General features: G+C 68.5%; 18 protein-coding genes and 2 pseudogenes. 14 read left to right on the forward strand and 6 right to left on the reverse strand.

Features of this window, described 5'->3' with window-relative positions:
• Window positions 1-185 precede the first annotated feature (185 nt).
• The 3 genes and pseudogenes from ACX25U_RS05575 to ACX25U_RS05585 form a co-directional block, all read right to left on the reverse strand.
• Window positions 186-350: pseudogene (locus tag ACX25U_RS05575) on the reverse strand (IS5/IS1182 family transposase); the annotation flags it as partial.
• Window positions 351-561: 211 nt separating this feature from the next.
• Window positions 562-747, reverse strand: a complete 186-nt coding sequence (locus tag ACX25U_RS05580; protein ID WP_454389418.1) for a DUF397 domain-containing protein — start codon at window positions 745-747, stop codon at window positions 562-564.
• Window positions 744-1,607, reverse strand: coding sequence for a helix-turn-helix domain-containing protein (locus tag ACX25U_RS05585; RefSeq protein WP_454389419.1), 864 nt, complete (start codon window positions 1,605-1,607; stop codon window positions 744-746). Before ACX25U_RS05585 ends, ACX25U_RS05580 begins: the two co-directional genes overlap by 4 nt.
• A 228-nt stretch (window positions 1,608-1,835) precedes the next feature.
• Here ACX25U_RS05585 and ACX25U_RS05590 point away from each other — a divergent pair, with 228 nt between their 5' ends.
• The 4 genes from ACX25U_RS05590 to ACX25U_RS05605 all read left to right on the forward strand — a co-directional run bounded on the left by ACX25U_RS05590 (window position 1,836) and on the right by ACX25U_RS05605 (window position 4,846).
• Window positions 1,836-2,867: a PASTA domain-containing protein gene (locus tag ACX25U_RS05590; RefSeq protein WP_454389420.1), complete on the forward strand. Its 1,032-nt coding sequence runs from the start codon at window positions 1,836-1,838 to the stop codon at window positions 2,865-2,867.
• 207 nt (window positions 2,868-3,074) lie between these two features.
• Entirely contained in the window at window positions 3,075-3,242 is a 168-nt protein-coding gene (locus ACX25U_RS05595) for a hypothetical protein (protein ID WP_454389421.1), read from the forward strand.
• Window positions 3,243-3,435: 193 nt separating this feature from the next.
• Complete coding sequence (locus ACX25U_RS05600) at window positions 3,436-4,413, forward strand: hypothetical protein (RefSeq protein WP_454389422.1); 978 nt, start codon at window positions 3,436-3,438, stop codon at window positions 4,411-4,413.
• Window position 4,414: 1 nt separating this feature from the next.
• Complete coding sequence (locus ACX25U_RS05605) at window positions 4,415-4,846, forward strand: hypothetical protein (protein WP_258308442.1); 432 nt, start codon at window positions 4,415-4,417, stop codon at window positions 4,844-4,846.
• 114 nt (window positions 4,847-4,960) lie between these two features.
• Here ACX25U_RS05605 and ACX25U_RS05610 read toward each other — a convergent pair.
• A pseudogene (locus ACX25U_RS05610) lies at window positions 4,961-5,304 on the reverse strand (helix-turn-helix domain-containing protein); the annotation flags it as partial.
• A 175-nt stretch (window positions 5,305-5,479) separates the two neighbouring features.
• Between ACX25U_RS05610 and ACX25U_RS05615 the strand changes: the two are divergent.
• Window positions 5,480-5,953 (forward strand): ATP-binding protein, encoded by a 474-nt coding sequence (locus ACX25U_RS05615; protein WP_454389423.1) that lies wholly within the window; start codon window positions 5,480-5,482, stop codon window positions 5,951-5,953.
• Between the two features lie 82 nt (window positions 5,954-6,035).
• On the opposite strand, the gene ACX25U_RS05620 is transcribed toward ACX25U_RS05615, so the two are convergent.
• Complete coding sequence (locus tag ACX25U_RS05620) at window positions 6,036-6,539, reverse strand: hypothetical protein (protein ID WP_454389424.1); 504 nt, start codon at window positions 6,537-6,539, stop codon at window positions 6,036-6,038.
• Window positions 6,540-6,584: 45 nt separating this feature from the next.
• The gene (locus ACX25U_RS05625) at window positions 6,585-6,983 is read right to left on the reverse strand and encodes a hypothetical protein (RefSeq protein WP_454389425.1); all 399 of its coding nucleotides are present in this window, start codon (window positions 6,981-6,983) and stop codon (window positions 6,585-6,587) included.
• 150 nt (window positions 6,984-7,133) lie between these two features.
• Between ACX25U_RS05625 and ACX25U_RS05630 the strand changes: the two genes are divergently transcribed.
• From ACX25U_RS05630 to ACX25U_RS05670, 9 genes are all read left to right on the forward strand, one after another.
• Window positions 7,134-9,236, forward strand: coding sequence for an McrB family protein (locus ACX25U_RS05630; RefSeq protein WP_454389426.1), 2,103 nt, complete (start codon window positions 7,134-7,136; stop codon window positions 9,234-9,236).
• Window positions 9,229-10,467: an McrC family protein gene (locus ACX25U_RS05635; protein ID WP_454389427.1), complete on the forward strand. Its 1,239-nt coding sequence runs from the start codon at window positions 9,229-9,231 to the stop codon at window positions 10,465-10,467. The genes ACX25U_RS05630 and ACX25U_RS05635 overlap by 8 nt, the downstream gene beginning before the upstream one ends.
• Before the next feature lie 363 nt (window positions 10,468-10,830).
• Window positions 10,831-10,956 carry a hypothetical protein gene (locus ACX25U_RS05640; protein ID WP_454389428.1) on the forward strand — a complete coding sequence of 42 codons (126 nt, stop codon included), beginning with the start codon at window positions 10,831-10,833 and terminating at the stop codon, window positions 10,954-10,956.
• A gap of 2 nt (window positions 10,957-10,958) precedes the next feature.
• On the forward strand, window positions 10,959-11,177 hold the full coding sequence (locus ACX25U_RS05645; RefSeq protein ID WP_454389429.1) for a hypothetical protein: 219 nt from the start codon (window positions 10,959-10,961) through the stop codon (window positions 11,175-11,177).
• 119 nt (window positions 11,178-11,296) lie between these two features.
• Entirely contained in the window at window positions 11,297-11,512 is a 216-nt protein-coding gene (locus ACX25U_RS05650) for an ImmA/IrrE family metallo-endopeptidase (RefSeq protein ID WP_454389430.1), read from the forward strand.
• An 81-nt stretch (window positions 11,513-11,593) separates the two neighbouring features.
• Window positions 11,594-12,895, forward strand: coding sequence for a hypothetical protein (locus ACX25U_RS05655; protein WP_454389431.1), 1,302 nt, complete (start codon window positions 11,594-11,596; stop codon window positions 12,893-12,895).
• A gap of 152 nt (window positions 12,896-13,047) precedes the next feature.
• Window positions 13,048-13,470 (forward strand): hypothetical protein, encoded by a 423-nt coding sequence (locus ACX25U_RS05660; RefSeq protein ID WP_454394110.1) that lies wholly within the window; start codon window positions 13,048-13,050, stop codon window positions 13,468-13,470.
• Window positions 13,460-14,113, forward strand: a complete 654-nt coding sequence (locus tag ACX25U_RS05665) for a hypothetical protein (RefSeq protein WP_454389432.1) — start codon at window positions 13,460-13,462, stop codon at window positions 14,111-14,113. Before ACX25U_RS05660 ends, ACX25U_RS05665 begins: the two co-directional genes overlap by 11 nt.
• Window positions 14,114-14,115: 2 nt before the next feature.
• Window positions 14,116-18,822, forward strand: coding sequence for a putative T7SS-secreted protein (locus ACX25U_RS05670; RefSeq protein WP_454389433.1), 4,707 nt, complete (start codon window positions 14,116-14,118; stop codon window positions 18,820-18,822).
• Window positions 18,823-18,829 lie beyond the last annotated feature (7 nt).

Raw genomic sequence — 18,829 nt, forward strand, 5'->3', positions numbered from 1 at the left:
GGTGGGCACGGGTGCTAAGCAACGAAGCCCCGTTGAGCAGGTGACTTTCCCAAGCTTCCTTCGCCCAACGGAGCTTCGTTGTGCCGCCAGTCTGCCATGGTCTGCCTGATCAAGTCGCTCAACCGTCAGCATCGTGCGATCAGCCTGTTGGCTTTGCGGCTTGAGAGATTGAAGTTTTTCCAACATCAGTTTGAGCAGACCAGGTGAAGGGTGAGGACGGCTTGGACGAGACTGGTGATGCAGGTGGCGCTGCACCATAATTTATGTAGGAGTCGCCAAGCCTCGAGGGTTGCCATAGCCTGCTCGCCCAGGACACGGATCTTTTCGTAAGAGTGGTTGACAGCATACTGGGCTACGACGTTCGCTCTTCACATCGCTCCCAACAGCACTGGGCCACCTGCTCTCGCCGCACCCAATCGAACTAGGCCGACTCCGCAAGGTGGAACAGACTCGCTCCTTCGCCGCCTATGAGCGCTCACCAGACCACAAGAGCACATAGGGCCATGAAGTGCCGCACTATGGTGGCAAGCGTTTGAGCGCTTGCCACCATAGGTATTGCCCTCAGGCCTCCGCCACGAAGGCCACGAAGCACGACCACCCCTCACGCCTCACGGTGAAGGGCCGACGCGTCACATCCTTGGAGTCTCGTACGTGGATGGCCTGTTCGGTGACGGCGACCTCCACACAGTTGTCGCCGGCCGTGCCGCTGTAACTGGACTTGAACCAGGCCAGTTGGGTGCTGCTCATAGCTCTCCTCTGATCCGCTCCAACAGGCCCACGGAGTCGTGAGGGGTAAGGGCCTGTGCGCGGAGTGTTGCATACCTCCTGTGGAGAACGGCAGCCTGCTTCGGATCAGTGATCAATCGACCGCTTTCCTGCCCTTCGGAGTACGCCAAGCATCTCCCGTCCGGGGTCTCCAACAAGGCGAGCGGACCGTCCAACCCCGCATGGGACACAGTGCGAGTAGGCATGACCTGCACGGACACGTTGCGGAGCCGGGCAAAGCCCAGCATGTGGTCCAACTGGTCGCGCAGTACCTGACTCCCGCCAAGAGGGCGCTGCACGATGCACTCCTCCACGACGAAGCTGAAGGAGGTGTTGGGTCGTTCCCGGATGAGGCTCTGCCGTTCCATCCGGGCGGCCACCTGCGCCTCCATCTGTTCATCAGACAGCGGTGGAATACGAGTTTCGAAGGCCGCGCGGGCGTACCCCTCCGACTGCAACAACCCCGGCACCAACCGACACTCATACGTACATAGACTCACCGCAACCCGCTCCAGCCTCGCCCACTGCCGGAACCAAGCCGCCAGCCCCGCCTCCCCCCTCGTCAGAAACTGGGCCGACCTCCGCAACGCCCCCGTGTTGCCCAGCGCCTCCTCCGCCCGCTTCACGAACGACTCGTCCGGCATCCGCCGCCCCAACTCCACCGACTCCACCGTGTGCTTGGAGAAGCGCACCAGCTCCCCGAACTCCACCCGGCTCAGCCCCGCGTGCTCGCGCAGCGCCTGGACGACGGCCCCGAACGTCCGCAGGCTGTCCGACGGATTCGGTTCTCGTTCCGCCTCGTAGGCCGCTGTCTCGCCGCCCGCACCCGCGCCACCTGCCATACGCGCCCACCTCCGCTTGCCTCTGCACGTCGCCCGTCAGCCCTCACGATCGACAGCACCCAGCGTGACGGGTCCGACAACACACCACCCACGGAATGCGCACGTACGCTTACATAGCGTACGCGCTGGGTGTTCGCGTAACGACAGCGAGGCCGTGGCTGTTGAACGTCTTGCCCCCTAATACGAGTCCGGGCCCGACCCGATCCACACCGGAGAACAAGAGCACCCGTGAACCCGTACAGCACCAACCGGCCCCCGTCCCAGCCCTGGTGGAGGGCCACCCCCGCCCTGCTCGGCCTTCTGGCCCTCGTGGCCCTGCTCAGTGCGGTGAGCCTCGGACTCGGCTTCCTCGTGGTGATCGCCACCATGGTGGCGGTGTGGGTCCTGCCCTCATGGCGCTGGTACGCCAAACTCGGCACCACGTTCGGCGCCTTCTTCCTGCTGCTGATCAGCGCCGGCATGAGCGGGCAACTCAATGACAGTGGGGCGGACAAGTCCGAGGCCGAGGCAAAGAACGCGGACGACCCGGGCACCGAAACCACGCCGTCCCCCTCCCTCGCCAAGACCCCCGAACTCACCGACTACACGGGCAAGTCACTGGACGAGGCGGAGAAGGAAGCCCGTGCAGCCGGGTTCACGCCAGGTCGTCACGACGCGTCCGCGGAAGGTCGCTCGGTCGTCGTGCGGTCGGTGTGGACGGTGTGCTTCCAGAAGGTCGACACCACCGCGAAGTCCGTCGCCTTCGCCGCCGTGCGGACCGGCGAGCCCTGCCCCACGAAGGACGGCGACCCGATCCCGTGGCCGACGATGCCGGATGTCGTGGGCGACACCTACAACGCGGCGGTCAAGGAATTGGACCGGGCCGGCATCGACCTCAACAGTGTCACGCTCGACGACGTCTACCTCGACATCGATGCGCCCTCGGCGGAAGAGGCCGCCGAGAAAGGCGACGAGTGGCGGGTGTGCTTCCAGCGCCCGGAAGAGGACAGCGAGGTCACTTCCGCCACCACGGTCCACCTCGACCTGGCCCGTGAACCGACGTCGATCTCGTCCAGAAGTGCCCGTCGAAGAAGGACACGACCTACAAGATCCCCGCCAATGACCCGGACTACCACGACAGTGGCGACAGCGACGACAACAGCAACACTCGAGACGGGGGTTCGGCCGGGGACGACTCCTCGTCGTCGTCCGACGGCGGCAGCAACGTCGGCACCGTGCACCCCGGTTCCTTCTGCTCCCGACCCGGGGCTACCTGCGTGAGCAAGGCAGGAACCCCGATGGTCTGCGGCCCCGGCTCCGACGGCCGCAACCGCTGGCGCTCTTCCTGACCTATAACGTCCCGCCCGCTGCGTACGTCGCCGAGAGTGAGCCTGGTGGAGTGCCGACAGGGACGGCCACCGCCCACTCCACTACGCCTCAGAGCCCGCTGCCACTGCCGCTGCCCGGAGACCCGATGCCTCCCATACAATGACGACACACAAGGTACAAACAGCGGTCACCGGCCGGCCGGGAACGGACCGACCGGTGTTCCTGTCGCTCGACCACGACTTCCACTACGGCATCCTGCTGGGCCGCTGCGGGAAGAAGCTGACCGCGAAGCAAGTGAGGGTGTCTGCATCCGGTCTGGCTCGATGAGTCCAGCACGTACGGAAATTCTAATACCCGGCATTCGGTAACGTGTTGACAACAGTAACAGCTCATCGCCATGCTCGAAGCGCCAACAAGGCGCATCAACAGCATACGTGGCCCCCTTCCGCCGCACCCAGGATGAGGAACGGACGGGTGGCCCCATTGGTTTACGCAGGGTCATGGGGATCAAGGGGGGATTGTGCCATTCTTCATACCGGTCATACTCATCGGTGTCGGTGTGGCGACCGGCGGTAGCGGGGCCGTCCTCGGTGGCAAAGGTATCCACGATCTCAAGCGTTCAAAGGCCCGATTGAAAGAGGCCGGCCAGGACTACGAGCGACGCCGAGCCCAAACCGAGGACGCGCTGGCGGCGACAAACACTGCCCTCAAGGCACTGGGGGAGCAGCAGGAGCAGGCTTTCGTTGATGTCGTCGTACGCATGGTCGACTTCCTGCGTCGCCATGAGCGACAGGTGCGCGAGAGCGAGCGACTGCTGGTGGACGGCGCCGACGCCACCATGACCGAGATCCCTGGGCTGCGCGGCCTCGATGTCGACACGGTGGCATGGATCGGCGGGGCCCTCGGATCCGCGGCGGCGGGCGCGGGCGCGGGCGCTGGAATCGCGGCGGCAGCGAGCAGCTTCGGAGTCGCGAGCACCGGAGCAGCGATCTCCGGCCTGACGGGTGCCGCGGCCGAGAGCGCGACCCTTGCCTTCCTGGGTGGTGGGGCGCTCGCGTCGGGGGGCGGCGGGATGGCACTTGGAGCGGCAGCGCTCAACTTCGTCACCATTGGCCCGGCGTTGCTCGTCGGTGGCCTGGTCTTCAAGGGCCAAGGCCAGAAGGCGATCACCCAGGCAAGGGAGTTCGAGGCGAAGGTCGCCGTGGCAATCGCTGAACTCGATGAGACGGACACCCGCCTGAAGGGTGTCGACGCCCGCGTTGCCGAGCTGCGCGAGCTCCTCGCGGATCTCACCTCCCGAGGGCTTGAGGCGCTGGACCTTCTGGAGTCCGAGCCGTTCGATCCACAAAGTCACGCCGAACGTTTTCAGCGGGCCATGACATTGGTCATGGCGGTCCGTGACGTGGCGACGACTCCGATTGTCGACGCGGAAGGCGAGTTGGACGAGCGCAGCTCAAACCTCACCATCAGGTACAGACCCTTGACCAAGGAGAATTAAGGTGCCCGACCAGACCAAGGTGCACGTCGGCAAGGTCTTCAAGGCGGCCAAGGGCTCCGTCCAGGCGGTGGACGGCTTCGCTGCGCTGAACCAGATCGTCGAAGCCGCCCGTGAGTGCATCCACATCCATGAGGTCGAGAGCACCAAGAGGGCCCGGCTGGAGGCCTACGAGGCCACAGAGGTCGCTCGGATCCGGGCCGCTGAAGCCGTCCTCAAGGACTACTTCACACAGGCATTCGCGGAACGGCGCAACCTCTTCGAGGAGATGTTCGCCAGGCTGGACAGAGCGCTCGACGAGGGCAACGGCGAAGTGCTGCACAGTGTCGTGCGTGGCATCGTCGACATCGCCAAGAGCTCGCCGCTCGCGGACATCGGAGACCTCTCTCAGGTCCGGGCGGCACTGGACGACCCGGACCAAGTGTGGGATCTCTGACCGCAAGGCGTTGAAAGATGACGCCGCCGACGACGAGTCATGCCGGTGGCGTCATCACACTTGACCGCCGGGACGAAAATTGCTCGGGCGCCCACGAACCGCGACTACTCCGCACGCCCGACGGCGAAGTGCAGGCGAGTTCTGACGGCCGGCAACCAGCCCCGCCTCCCCCCGCGTCAGGAACTGGGCCGACTTCCCAACGCCCCCGTGTTGCCCAGCGCCTCCTCCGCCGGCTCCACGAACGAATCGTCCGGCATCCGTCGCCCCAACTCCACCGACTCCACTGTGTGCTTGGAGAAGCGCACCAGCTCCCCGAACTCCACCCGGCTCAGCCCCGCGTGCTCGCGCAGCGCCTGTACGACCGCACCGAAGGTCCGCAGGCTGTCGGACGGGTCCGGCTCGCGTTCCACCTCACAGGCCGTCGGCTCCTCCACGGCCTCACTTACACCGCCCGCCATACACGGCCACCTCCCCTTGTGTCGTACCGTCCGCAGTCGTACTGTCGCCCGCGATCGACTGCACTCAGAGTGACGGTCGGACCGCCGTACCGTCCACAGATTGTGCCCGTACGCTGACGCACCGTACGGGGCGTGCTCCTGGTGTGCGCCTCCGCGCGCTCGTCACCGTGGTCCCATGAACGTGACCACGCCCCATACTCCCGCCGCTGTCCGGACCTTCGCGCAGCAGCTGTCGTCGACCCGCCGCGGCGCGCGGCTCGCTCGTCTGCTCGCGGTGGCGGAGTTCCAGACCTGGCAGGTGTCACCGTCCGTGGCCGAGCGCGCGGAGCAGATCGTGGCCGAACTGGCCGCCAACGCGGCGCTGCACGGCCGAGTCCAGGGCCGGGACTTCCGATTGGAGCTCCGCTTCGAGTCGGTGGCCGGTCTGCTGCGGATCACGGTGACCGACGCGCGGGGTGATCAGTCGCCCTCCCTCGTCGCGGACTTCGCCACGCTCCCGGAAGCGGAGTCGGGCCGCGGCCTCCTCTTGGTCACCGCCCTGGCCGATCGGTGGGCCACGGAACCGTATCCGCCGGCCGGCAAGACCGTCTGGGCGGAACTCGACCTCCCCACCGACCCTGGACCTCGGCATCCAGGAGCAGTCAACTGAGTTGGGCGCGAGCGTTTCGGAAGCACACGAGGTGCTGCGCCCGCTCCCTCGACCTCGGGGTGCCGGCCCCCGATGCTCCTGGCTAGCCCGAGACCGGTTCCTCCCAACGGTAGGCCTCGGCCACCTCGTCGTAGGGCCGCAGCCACGGCCCCAACTGCGCGCGCACCAAGTCGGCGTCGGCCGCGGGCAGCGTCAGCGACGCGCGCCGCATGCGGACGCTCCACGTGGCCGGATCGGGGAACACGGCCAGGCGCGGAACCAGGTCGCGCAGGACCAGCCCCTCTCGGAAGCGGGCCAATCCGGACACGTCCAGGCGGCAGCCTTCCGGGAAGACGCGTTCGCCGAAGACGACCGGCTCGTCCAGGGCCCGCACCGGACTGGCGATCGTGGCGCGGCCGACGAGGCGCCCGAGGTCCCGCGTCGGATTCCGGAAGCAGCCCCGCGTGGTGTAGAGGAAGATCTCGTCGCCTTCCTCGAGTGCATGGGCCGCCTTGGCCCGTCCCGCCGGAAACGCCATCCGCTGCTCGGCGACGACCCAGCTCAGAGCGGCTCGGTCTCCGATGATCAGCAGGTGGGAGGACGGCATGCCGATCACGATAGCCGAGGGCGGACCATTCGCTCCCCCACCGCTCTACAGACCGGCTCGCGCGCGCAGCACAGCCGACGCCTGTGGCTTCACCTTCTGCACCGACCGGACCTGCCCAAGCTCCAGTTCGTCCCGACCCACCGGGTTGCGGCTCAGTGCCTCGGTCGCCTCGGGCAGCAGGGTCGCGGCGACCCGGTAGGAGAAGTCAGGGTCGTCGGGATCCTCGTAGGGCTTCCCGTCTACCTCCGCCACCGCGGCGACGGCCGACTCCGGGTGGCTGAAGAAGAACCAGAGTCGGTCACCGCGGTTCATGCGGTTGCGCCGACTGAGCCAGAGATCGAGTTCGGGGTCCTCGTGGGCGAGACGGTGGATGGTGTCCTTGTCTGAAGGCTCCCCGTCCAGCGTGTCCTTGTTCGGATTGAGGATGTAGATCCAGTCTTCCACGACTCCTCCTCGCCTCGTCGCCGAGTGCCGGTCCGGGACTGACAGTGGCCCCGGCTGGTCATGTTGCCAGCCGGCTGAACGTCACGCGGACGAATGGTCGATCTCCCGTCCGCCGACGGTCGTTGCCGTCCCATCCGGCATCATGGCCGCATGACAGACGCGGCGGAGATGCGTGCGGCAGCGGAACAGTTCGACCGTTCCGCCGTCGCAGAGGCCCAGTCGGCTGCCGAGAACGAGCGCAAGCAGGTACTTGCCCAGTTCCCACTGGATGAGTGGGAGAGACTGCCGCTGGAGCGCTACGCCCTCGGACAGCCCGCGCCCGCCGGGGCGGGGCCGGCGTACTGCCGCCTGCTGGAGTTCCTCACCCCGAACCTGGGCAGCATCAGGGGCGGCAGCGCTGCCAAGCACATCATGTACCGCCACAACTCCGGCGAGTGGCGGCTGGCCGCTCCCCTGCGAGGCATGGAACCGCAGGACGCCTGGCGGGAGCTGCGCGGACAGTTCGTCCAGGCTTTCGACGCCGTGGCGGCGGGCGACTTCGAAGCCTTGGACGAACTCGAACTGCTGCGCTTCGGACCGACCGTGGTGACCAAGTCGCTGGCGACGTACTTCCCCCAGCACTTCATGCCGATCTACGCGTCCGAGCACCTGCGCGGCTTCCTCTCTCGACTGGGTGGCTCCGTCCAGGCCGACGCGCCCGCCTGGCGCACCAACCGCCGCCTGCTCGAACTCGTCCGCTCACGGGAGGAGTTCGAGGGCTGGACCGGGCAGGAGGTGATGCGCTTCCTCTACGAGCGCTTCGACCCGCGCCCCCGGCAGCGCACCGTCTGGAAGATCGCCCCCGGCGAGCGCGGCCGGCTGTGGGACGAATGCCGGGAGGAGGGAGTCATTCGCGTCGGCTGGGACGGGTTGGGTGACCTCAGCCAGTACCAGAACGACACGGAATTGAAGCAGGCTCTGGACAGCCACTGGCCTCGGAAGAGCGGTGGCAGCCTGACCCTGGCCCGTCGGCTGCTGGCCTTCCGGGACCTGGAGGAAGGCGACCGCATCGTGGCCAACAGGGGCGTCGACGAGGTCCTGGCCACCGGCACGGTCAGCGGGAGTTACCGCTTCGAGCCCGACCGCTTCACGGAGTTCCAACACGTCGTCCCGGTGGAATGGGACCTGTCCCACGCACAGAAGCTGCCGGAGCCCCAGCAGTGGCGGTCCACCTTCGCCAGGGTCGACCCCGCCCTCTTCAACAGGATCACCTCACACCAGACCGGCTTGTCTCCGGTCACGCACCATGCGCCGCGAAGCGCTCAGGACGTGCTCCCCGAGGACGTACAGGCCGTACTGGACGCGTTGGAACGCAAGGGGCAGGTGATCCTGCACGGTCCGCCCGGCACCGGCAAGACGCGACTCGCGCTCGGGGCCGCCCTCGCCCTGTCCGGACGTGCGGACGTGCTCGGCGCCGAGCCCGACCGCCGTGCCGAAGCCCAGGCCGAGATGCTGCGCGGTGATCGCGTCCGCCTGGTCACCTTCCACCCGTCCTACGGTTACGAGGACTTCGTCGAGGGCTTCAAACCGGACCTCAGCGCCACCGGCCCCGGGCTCACCCTCGCGCTCACGGACGGACTGTTCCACACCCTCTGCCGCCGTGCCGCCGCCCGACCCGATGAGCACTTCCTTCTGATCATCGACGAGATCAACCGCGGCGACCTGCCCCGGATCTTCGGCGAGCTGATCACCCTTCTCGAACTCGACAAACGGGGGCTGCCGGTCGACCTGCCCGTCAGCCGCCGTTCCTTCTCCGTGCCGCCGAACGTCAAGATCATCGGCACGATGAACACCGCCGACCGGAGCATCAGTCATCTGGACGCCGCCGTCCGCAGGCGCTTCGCCTTCCTGCACGTCGGCCCCGACCCGGACGCCCTCTCGGGGACCGTCGGCCCCTTGGACCTGGCGGCCTTCTTCGAGTCGCTGAACACACGGATCACCCAGCACCTCGACGCCGACCACCAGATAGGGCACGCCTACCTGCTGCGCGACGGCGAACCGATCGCGACCGAGGAGGACCTGGCCGCCGCCTATCACCATGAGGTGATCCCCCTCCTGGAGGACTACTGCCTGGGCCGGGCCGACCTGCTCCACCGCGTCCTCGGCAATCTGGTCGACGCCGGCACGGGACGGCCCGTGCTGATGCCGCCACAGGACCTCGCCGACGCCCTGGCCACCGAGTTCACCAGCGGGTCCCAGGGCCCCGATGCCTGACCCCACCGTGATCGAGCTGGACGAGTACGAGTCCGTCCAGCTCGGTATCCAGCAGCTCACCGCCCGCGACATCGAGCGCCTGCGTGTCCTTCAGGCGCGCGGATGCCTCACCCTCTCCCAGGATCGCCAAGGGTGGCGGCTCAAGGCCGACGCGACAGTCGGCGTGCTGGCCCTGGAGCACGTCAGGCTGGTCATCCGGCCCAAGTTCGCCATACCCGGCGAGCAGCTGATGCGGTGGCTCGCCTACGCGCTGGACACGCCCGTGCCGACGGCGGTCCGGCGCTGGGCCACGGACCTGGAGGGTTACGCCGACCTGGTGGCCGCCGCTCTGCTGGAGGAGTGCGAGGGGCTTGTCCGTGCGGGGCTCCGCCGCGACTACGTGCGCCGCCAGAGTCTGGAACCGGTCCTCCGAGGCCGCTTGGACCTGGCCACCCAGGTGACTCGCCGCTACGGACAGCTGGACCGACTGCACGTACGCACCTTCGACCGGGAGACGGACATCTGGGACAACCGTGTCCTGGGCACCGCGCTGAAGGCCGCGCTCTCCCTGAGCACGAACTCCGAACTGGCCCTAGCACTGCACGGGGTCGCGGGCGCGTTCCCCGACACCGCCACCCCGGTCGCCGCCGTGCGCGCACTCGACCGCACCCAGTACACGCGCCTCAACGCCCACTACCGACCGGCCCACACCTGGGCCCGCCTGCTGCTGCGCGGTGGAGGCGTGAGCGACCTGCTGGCCGACCAAGGCACCACGGCGGGCGGTCTTCTGCTGGCCATGCCCACGCTCTGGGAAGCCGTCGTCCGACGGCTCGCCACCGAGGCCGTCACTCCGCACGGCGGCCACCCCGTCCCCAGCACTGGCGGAAGCGGCATCACCGTCCGCGGCGACTTGGGCAGCACCTCGACGTTCCGCCCCGACCTCCTGCTCAGTCTGCCCGGCCACGGCACGACCCACCGGGTCCTGCTGCCCATCGACGCCAAGTACAAGCGCTACGACCGCCACGGGGTGAGCGCCGGCGACATCCATCAACTCCTGACCTACAGCGCCGGCTACACGCCAGCCGACGCACCGTGCGCGGTCATCGTCCACCCCCAGCCAGGCGGAAATGCTCAACGCACGCTGCGAGTCGGCAGCCCTCAGCGTGATCTCGGCCTTGTTCACGTCGTCGGCGTCGACACCAGCGCCCGCCCGGAACAAGCGAGCGCGTGGCTGCGAACCGCGCTCGGGTAGCTGCCGTCCGTGTCGGAGAGGATGGCCCCACTGGTTCACACCGGACGGCCGACGAGCCTGCCGCCTGCCCGGGCGTCAGGGAAGTCAACTGCAGCACTGCGAGTGGACCTTGACATCAGCAGGAGGCGTATCTTTTCTGGTCCGTCTTGATTGCCGATCTAGGTTGGCTAGTTTGAACCCGTGACGAACGAAGCAGCCCATCGACTCCTGCCCACTGGCACCTGCTGGTGTGGGTGCGGCTCGTCCACAAGCATCGGCGCATTCTTCGCCCGAGGCCACGACAAGGTCGCGGAAGCCGCACTTCTTGCGGCGCGATACGAAAGCTCCGTCGCCCGGCTCCTCGAACACCACGGTTTCAGCCCGATGAACTCCGTCCTCGACGCGGCCGTAGAGCGCGGCGGGTGGGAGATCTGCCCGCACTGCGAGTACGCCGGGGCGCCTGCCAGCGTCCGTAACCACACCCGCAAGTACCACGAGAGGGAGGGCTGACCATGACACAGCGAGAGACCCTGGAAAAGTCCATCCGCTCCCTTGGCGGCACGTGGGACACCTGGAGGGCGGTTACCGCGCTCCGGGATGCCGGATACGGCGATGGGGACCGGCTACAGCAGGAGAAGCGGGCTCGCCAGATCCTCAGGGACCTCGCCGCGGCCGGCCTCATCGTGAAAACCGATCCCGACAACGCCGTCTACCGCCCCGTCGAGGAATGACATCGCTCTGCCCCGCCTGACTGCACCCCTCGTGGACGGAGGTTCTCCCTCTTGCCTCGGAGCGCCTCCGTCTCGGCCTCGGGCCTGTTCCGGACCTCGCTGAGCTTGTGGGATCGGCGATGGGACAGGACACGGCGGCGTTGGAGCTCCCCCAAGCTGTTTCCGGCTTCACCGCCCGTGCCCTCGACCGTGACCTGACGATCTCGGTGGTCAACGCGTCACATGTCCCGGAGCGACAGCGCTTCTCCCTGGCGCACGAACTGGGACCCGTTCTGCCGTCGGACGGAGTGGTCGCCCACCGGACCGCTGCTCTTGAGGATGGTGACAGGCTTTGAGTGACGGCGTCCGGTCGATCTGCGCTCCGTCGACAGATGACGACGTCCCCCGGCCACACCTCCACTCGACAGGAGTGTCCCTTGCCCTTCCCGCCCAGCGACATGGTCGCCGCCTTCAGCAGACACCTGCACTTCAAGAGCCTGGAACAGGCCATGCGCGAGCGGCATCCCGACATGGCCGACCGGGTGCGCTTCGACGACACCGATCGCCTGATGCATCTGAAGGTCTACCTGTCCGAGCGGAATGCGGTCGGCCTGGCCCAGGTACGCATGGAGCACACCGTCGTCTGGGCGGTACTGGACCCGGTGCTGAACAGTGACCCCTCTGTCTGGTCGCTGAACACGCCCGACGAGGTACTCGTCGACGCCCTGCACGCCCTGGCGTCGGCGCGTCTCATCGGCGAGCCGGTCGCCTCGCCCTGGCGCTGGAACGAGAGCGAGCCGTCCGACATGACCAAGCTGGCCGACCTCCTGGATGCCCGAGGGCTTCGGGTGCGACGCGTGGCAGCGGGCAACAGATACGTCGCCTACGGCCCTCGCCAGGAACGGAAGCTCGACATCGTGAGGGGACGGGAAGGTTCGTTCGTCGAGGTGGGATTCCCGGAGGCGTTCGTCCGCGTCTCGCTCAAGCCGACCCTCGGCTGGCTGGTGGACGCGCACTTCCCCGACTGGGGTGCTTGGGGACGGGTCGATCTCGGTTGGCACCTGTGGCACGAGACACTCCCTGCACCCGGCGTGCCGTACGCGCAGACCTCCGTGGCGGAGATCTGCGACCTCCTCGGCAAGGGCCCAAGGGCGTGGGCACCGGAGGCACCGTGGGACGCGCAGGCGCCGTGGGAGCCGTCCGGCCACCGGGCCCCGGTCTCCGACAGACCGCGGTCCGGGTGGCAGGAATCCCTCTTCGCGGACCTGCTCCCCTTTCCCTCCGCGCTGGAGGACGGTGACGGGGGCTTCAGCGGTCTCAGCGAGAAGCCTGTGCCGGCAGGGCCACGGGGCTCGCTCGGCACCGGCAAAATCACTGACGCGGTCCTGCAACAGCTCACGACGTTCGGCTTCGGAGACCTTGAGGAGGGGGACGCCGAAAGCCCGATACGGTCCGACGTGTTCCACGTGGAGTGGCGCGCCGGCGCCAAGGACCTGTCCACGCCGGAGGTTCAGCGGCTGAACGGCCTGGCCGCAGCGGCCGGCGAAGACGTACCGAAGCGGCTGATCGCAATCACGGAAAGCGGCATCAGCCGTCCAGCGGCGGCCTTCGCCGACAAAGCCAAGGCCTTCGTCTTCCACATCGACCGTGCGACGGGCCGGCTCATGGCCCTGAACTCGCGCGCCGAGGAAGCGCTGCTGCCCCACACAGATCCGGGCGAGCTGACGCCGGACCCCTGATAGCCGCCGTCCGTCAGTCGTCGGCTCAGGTGACGACGGCTCGCTCGGCCGCCTGACCCGGTGCCGGAGGGCGAGTTGCACGAGAACCACCGCCCCCCTCCCGCACGTCGTGATCTACGGTGCCTGCAGTGACCGAGGACGAGGGAGGGGCCGTGGAACAGCCCAGGACGGCATTGGCCGAGCGGATCGCCGAGCGGAGGGCAGGGGTTGGTGATCCGCGGGCGTTGATCGGTGAGATGCGGCGTTCGGTTCTTCTGGTTCCGTCCATCGACGGCCGCCTCTGGAGCGCGCACTCGGGTGGGGTGCGGTGGGTGTGCGCCTTCACGGACGAGACGGCGCTGGCCCGCTTCGCGCTTCACCACGGGCCGGGTGACCGGCCGATGGACTACGCCGCGCTGCTGGGTGCCCGGATCGTGGACGAGATCGTGCCGGGTCTGGGCGAGCCCGCCGGCCTGGCCGTGGACATCGCCAGCGAGGACGGGTCGATGTTCTTCCCGCCGGTCACGGGGATCGTTCCCGACGGCGTCGCCGTCGACACCGGCGCGGCCAGGGAGGGGCGCGGCCGTGGGCGGTGACGGGGTGGACCTGAACTTCGACAAGGCGTCGGTCGCGAAGTTCACGAAGGGTGTGGGCGCCACCATCGACGGGCTGGGCGACCTGGGCGGCGCCACCGGTTCGGTGATGGGCAAGGGCTTCTCCGCGCTGTCGATGACCGGGATGGAGGCCGGGCACCACGGCCTGTCGGTCGACTTTGAGGACTTCTGCGAGCGCTGGGAGTGGGGGGTGCGCGCCCTGGTGAACGACGCCAGCCAGATCGCGAACCGTCTCGGTCTGGCGGCGGGAACGCAGTGGGAGCACGACCGGTACGTCGAGGGCACGTTGAAGGTGGGGGTCAACTCCGTGATGGGCGGCAATCCGCACGCCTCCGAGGAGGAGATCGCCCGGCAGGACTGGGGTGAGGTGTTCACGCCGGACTACCTGAACCCGGACTGGAGCGCGGAGTCGTTCGAGCGGGCCGGCCAGGAGATGGAGCAGACCTGGAAGGACACCGGCCGGACGCTGCTCACGGAGGGGCAGGGCGGCCGGCAGTCGCAGATGCTCAACGACGCGCTCGGTGTCTCCGACGACCAGTGGAGCCAGGCGCTGGACGACACCTTCGGCCCGTCGCCGGAGGAGCGCGCCCAGCAGCAACAGCAGGGTGAGTCCGGGGGGAACTGACGGTGGGTATCGGCGACTTCATCAGGGACATCACACCGGACTCGGTGGAGGACGCGGTCGAGGACGGTGTCGAGTGGGTCGGCGACCGGGTCGAGGACGGCGGGAAGTGGGCCGCGGACCGGCTGGACGACGTCGGCTGGGAGTCCGGCGCGGACTGGGTGCGTGAGCAGTCGCGTTCGGTCGCGAACCGGATGGGCGCCGAGGTCGACGAGATGGACCTGGGGCAGACCGAGGACAAGACCAAGCTGGTCTACGGCAGCCCGGAGAAGATCCGCTCGACCGCGGAGAAACTCCGCGCCTTCCAGACGGCATTCGACGACGCCGGCGAGGGCCTGAAGGGCCTGGACTCCTCGCAGCTCAAGGGCGAGGCCGCCGAGGCGCTGCGGAAGGCCGTGAGCACCCAGCCGCCGAAGTGGTTCACCGGCGCCGACGCGGTCGAGAAGGCGGCCACCGCGCTGGAGGCGTTCGCCGGCACCGTGACGTGGGCGCAGGGGCAGGCACAGACGGCGATCGACAAGTGGAAGGAAGGGGTCAAGGCGTCCGAGGAAGCCGCCGACGCCCACCGCAAGAAGGTCGACGACTACAACAAGGCCGTCGACCGCTACAACGCCCGGCCCGCCGATCAGCGTGACCCGTCCACGCTGCCGCCCCGTCCCGCTCCGACGTTCCACGACCCGGGCAAGAAGCTGATGCAGGAGGCGCAGGACATCCTCGCCGAGGCCCGCAAGCAGCGGAACACGGCCGCGGAGACCGCGCGCTCCGCGGTCCGCGCCGCCCGCGACATGGCGCCGGAGAAGCCGTCGTACGCCGAGCAGGTGGGCGACGGTCTGCAGGAGCTGCAGATCATGGGCGACCATGTCGGCGGCGGGATCATCAAGGGCTCGGCGGGGCTGGTGAACTTCGTCCGCTCGGTCAACTTCCTGGACCCGTACAACCTCACCCACCCGGCCGAGTACGCCACGAACCTCAACAGCCTGGCCGCGGGCCTGGTGGTGGCCGCCAACGACCCCGTCGGCACCGGCACCCAGATGGTCAAGGACTTCATGAAGGATCCGGCCGAGGGCTTCGGCCGGCTGATCCCCGACCTGGCGCTGACCGTGGCCACCGGCGGAGGCGGCGCCGGGGTCAAGGGCGTGCGCCTCGCCGCGGACGCCGCCGACGCCGCGCGGATCCGCAGACTGGTCGACGATGCCCCCGACGGCACCCACAACCGGCCCGACGGCACCCGCACCACCGACGGAACCGACCCCGTCGACCTCGCCACGGGCCGCATGTTCCTGCCCCAGACCGATGTGGAGATCCCCGGCATCCTGCCACTGGTCTTCAGCCGCCGCACCGAGTCCGGCTGCACGGCCGGCCGCTTCCTGGGACCGTCCTGGACCTCCACCGTCGACGAGCGCCTGGAGATCGACCCGGTCGGCGTCGTCCACGTCACCGCCGACGGCCTGCTGATCACCTATCCGCACCCCGTCCCCGGCTCCCCCACCCGCCCCGGGTCCGGCACCGCCCGCACCCTGCTGACCCGCGACGGGCACGGCGACTACACCGTCACCGACCCCGACACCGGCCTGGTCCGCCACTTCGCCGCCCCGCCCGGCAGCGAACCCGGCGGCAACGGAACCGCCTGGTTGACATCCGTCACCGAGCGCAACGGCCACACCGTCACCGTCGACCGCGCCGACGACGGCCTGCCGCTGGCCCTGGTCCATTCGGCCGGCCACCAGGTGAGGCTGACCACCGCCGAGGGCCGGATCACCGCCCTTTCCCTGGCCGGCGCCGGCGAGAACGGCGCCGACCTGCCGCTGATGGCGTACGGCTACCAGGACGGCGACCTCACCGCCGTCACCAGACCCTCCGGCGCCACCACCACCTTCGTCTACGACGACCACCGCCGCGTCACCGCCTGGATCGACTCCAACGACAGCCGCTACGACTACGCCTACGACGACCGCGACCGCGTCATCGCGGAAGGCGGCCAAGCCGGTCACATCCAGATCACCCTGGCCTACACCGAACCCGACTTCGAAACCGGTCACCGCACCACCACCCTGACCACCGCCGACGGCCGCACCACCCGCCACCTCATCGGCCCCGGTTGCCGCGTCCTGGCCACCACCGATCCGCTGGGCCACACCACCCGCCACACCTACGACGCCCACGGCAACCTGCTCACCCGCACCGACCCGCTCGGCCGCACCACCGCCTACACTTACGAGGAGAACGACCGGCTGGTCTCCGTGGTCCGCCCGGACGGCTCCGAATCGCACGTCGCACGCGGCCCGCTCGGGCTGCCGACGGAAGTCGTGGGACCGGACGGCGCCCGCACGACCTACGCGTACGACGAGCGCGGCAACCGCACCGCGGTCACCGACCCGGCCGGGAAGACGACCCGTTCGACCTACGACGACGCCGGCCGGCTCACCTCCGTCACCGATGCCCTCGGCGCCACGACACAGGTGGTCTGCGACGCCGCGGGCCTGTTGACCGAGGTCACCGACCCGGCCGGCGGCACCACCCGCCTGGAACGCGACGCCCTCGGCAGGGTCGCACGCATCACCGACTCGGTGGGCGCAGTCACCCGCTTCGAGTGGGACGCCGACGGCAACCTCGTCCTGCGTATGGAGCCGGGCGGGGCCACCGAGTCGTGGACCTACGACGGTGAGGGAAACTGCCTCACCCACACCGACCCGGCCGGGGGAGTGACCCGGTTCGAGTACACCCATTTCGACCTCCTCACCGCCCGCACCCAAGCGGACGGTGTCCGCTACGAGTTCGAGTACGACAACGACCTGCGCCTGACCCGTGTCACCAACCCGCAGGGCCTCCACTGGAGCTACGCGTACGACGCGGCGGGACGGCTGACCTCGGAGACGGACTTCGACGGCCGCACCATCGGCTACCGCTTGGACGGAGCAGGGCAGTTGACGGCCCGGATCGACACGCTCGGCGGCGTCGTCTCCTTCGAGCACGACGAGCTCGGCCGGATGACCCGCAAGAACGCCGGAGGCAGGACCACCACCTACGCGTACGACCCGGCCGGGCGCCTCCTGCAGGCGTCCGGCCCGGACGGCGACCTGATCCGCCGGTACGACCGGCGTGGCCTGCTCAAGACCGAACTCGTCGACGGCTACGCCATCGACTACCGCTACGACGCCGTGGGCCGCCGGGTGCGCCGCACCACCCCCACAGGCCATGTCACCACCTATGCCTACGACATGGTCGGCCGCCCCGATCGCCTGACCACCGGTGGCCACCAGGTCGCCTTCACCCATGACGCGGTGGGCCGTGAACTGTCCCGCGTCTTCGGCGACTCCCTCACCGTCACCTCCGCCTGGGACGAGGCGGGACGCCTGTCCGCCGAGCACCTGACCGCCGGCGGACGCACCCTCAACAGCCGCACCTACACCTATCGCGCCGACGGCCACCTCACCGCGGTCTCGGACCTGCTGTCGGGCACCCGTACCTTCGGCCTCGACCCGGCCGGCCGTGTCACCGCCGTGACCGCCGACGGCTGGAGCGAGCGGTACGCCTACGACACTGCCGGCAACCAGACCTCCGCCTCCTGGCCTGCCTCCCACCCGGGTCACGAGGCGACCGGCCCCCGCACCTACCATGGCACCACCATCACCCGCGCCGGCGGCGTGCGCTACGAACACGACGCCCTCGGCCGCGTCATCCTCCGCCAGAAGACCCGTCTGTCCCGCAAACCCGACACCTGGCACTACTCGTGGGACGCCGAGGACCGCCTCACCTCCGTCATCACCCCCGACGGCACCCGCTGGCGCTACCGCTACGATCCGCTCGGCCGCCGCACCGCCAAGCAACGTCTCGCCTCCGACGGCGAAACGGTCGCCGAGGAGGTCCGCTTCACCTGGGACGGCACCACCCTGTGCGAACAGACCACGGTGTCGCAAGACACCCCCAACCCGGTCGCCCTCACCTGGGACCACCGCGGTCTGACCCCCCTCGCCCAGACCGAACGCATCCTCACCCCGGGTGCCCGCCAGGAGGAGATCGACCGCCGCTTCTTCGCCATCGCCACCGACCTCATCGGCGCCCCCACCGAACTCGTCGACGAGACCGGCGACATCGCCTGGCGCACCCGCAGCACGCTCTGGGGCACCACCGCCTGGGCCCGCGACAGCACCGCCTACACCCCGCTGCGCTTCCCCGGCCAGTATTACGACCCCGAAACCGGCCTCCACTACAACTACTTCCGTCATTACGACCCGGAAACCGGCCGCTACACCATCCCCGACCCCCTCGGCCTCGCACCAGCGCCGAACCCGATCACCTACGTCGACGACCCGTATACGTTCTGCGATCCTTTGGGGCTGTCCCCCTATCCGGGCGACCACAAGCTGAAGGACGGTGAACAATACGTCTACCGAGCGGTCAAGGAGGAGGAACTGAAGCAACTACTCGAGGAACGGCGGTTCAAGAACCCGCCCGGGATTGAGTCGAAATATTTTTCGTCGACCCCGGAGGGCGCAGCACTCTACGCTAAGAGCGTTTACGGGACGCTGCCCCAGGAGGGGCCTTATTGGCTGGTGCGGGGAATCATCCGGTCAGATCACATCCCTATCGAGAGCCGCATTGCCCATTTGGCCGACGGAGGCGGTGGTATCGACGCGTTCGCGCTGTGGGAAGATGCCATGGGAGAGATTGGCCGCGTCAGGGTCATGCCTTGGATGCCGATTCCCCAGTAGGAGGTGG

The sequence above is a fragment of the Streptomyces sp. JNUCC 63 genome (assembly GCF_054366325.1).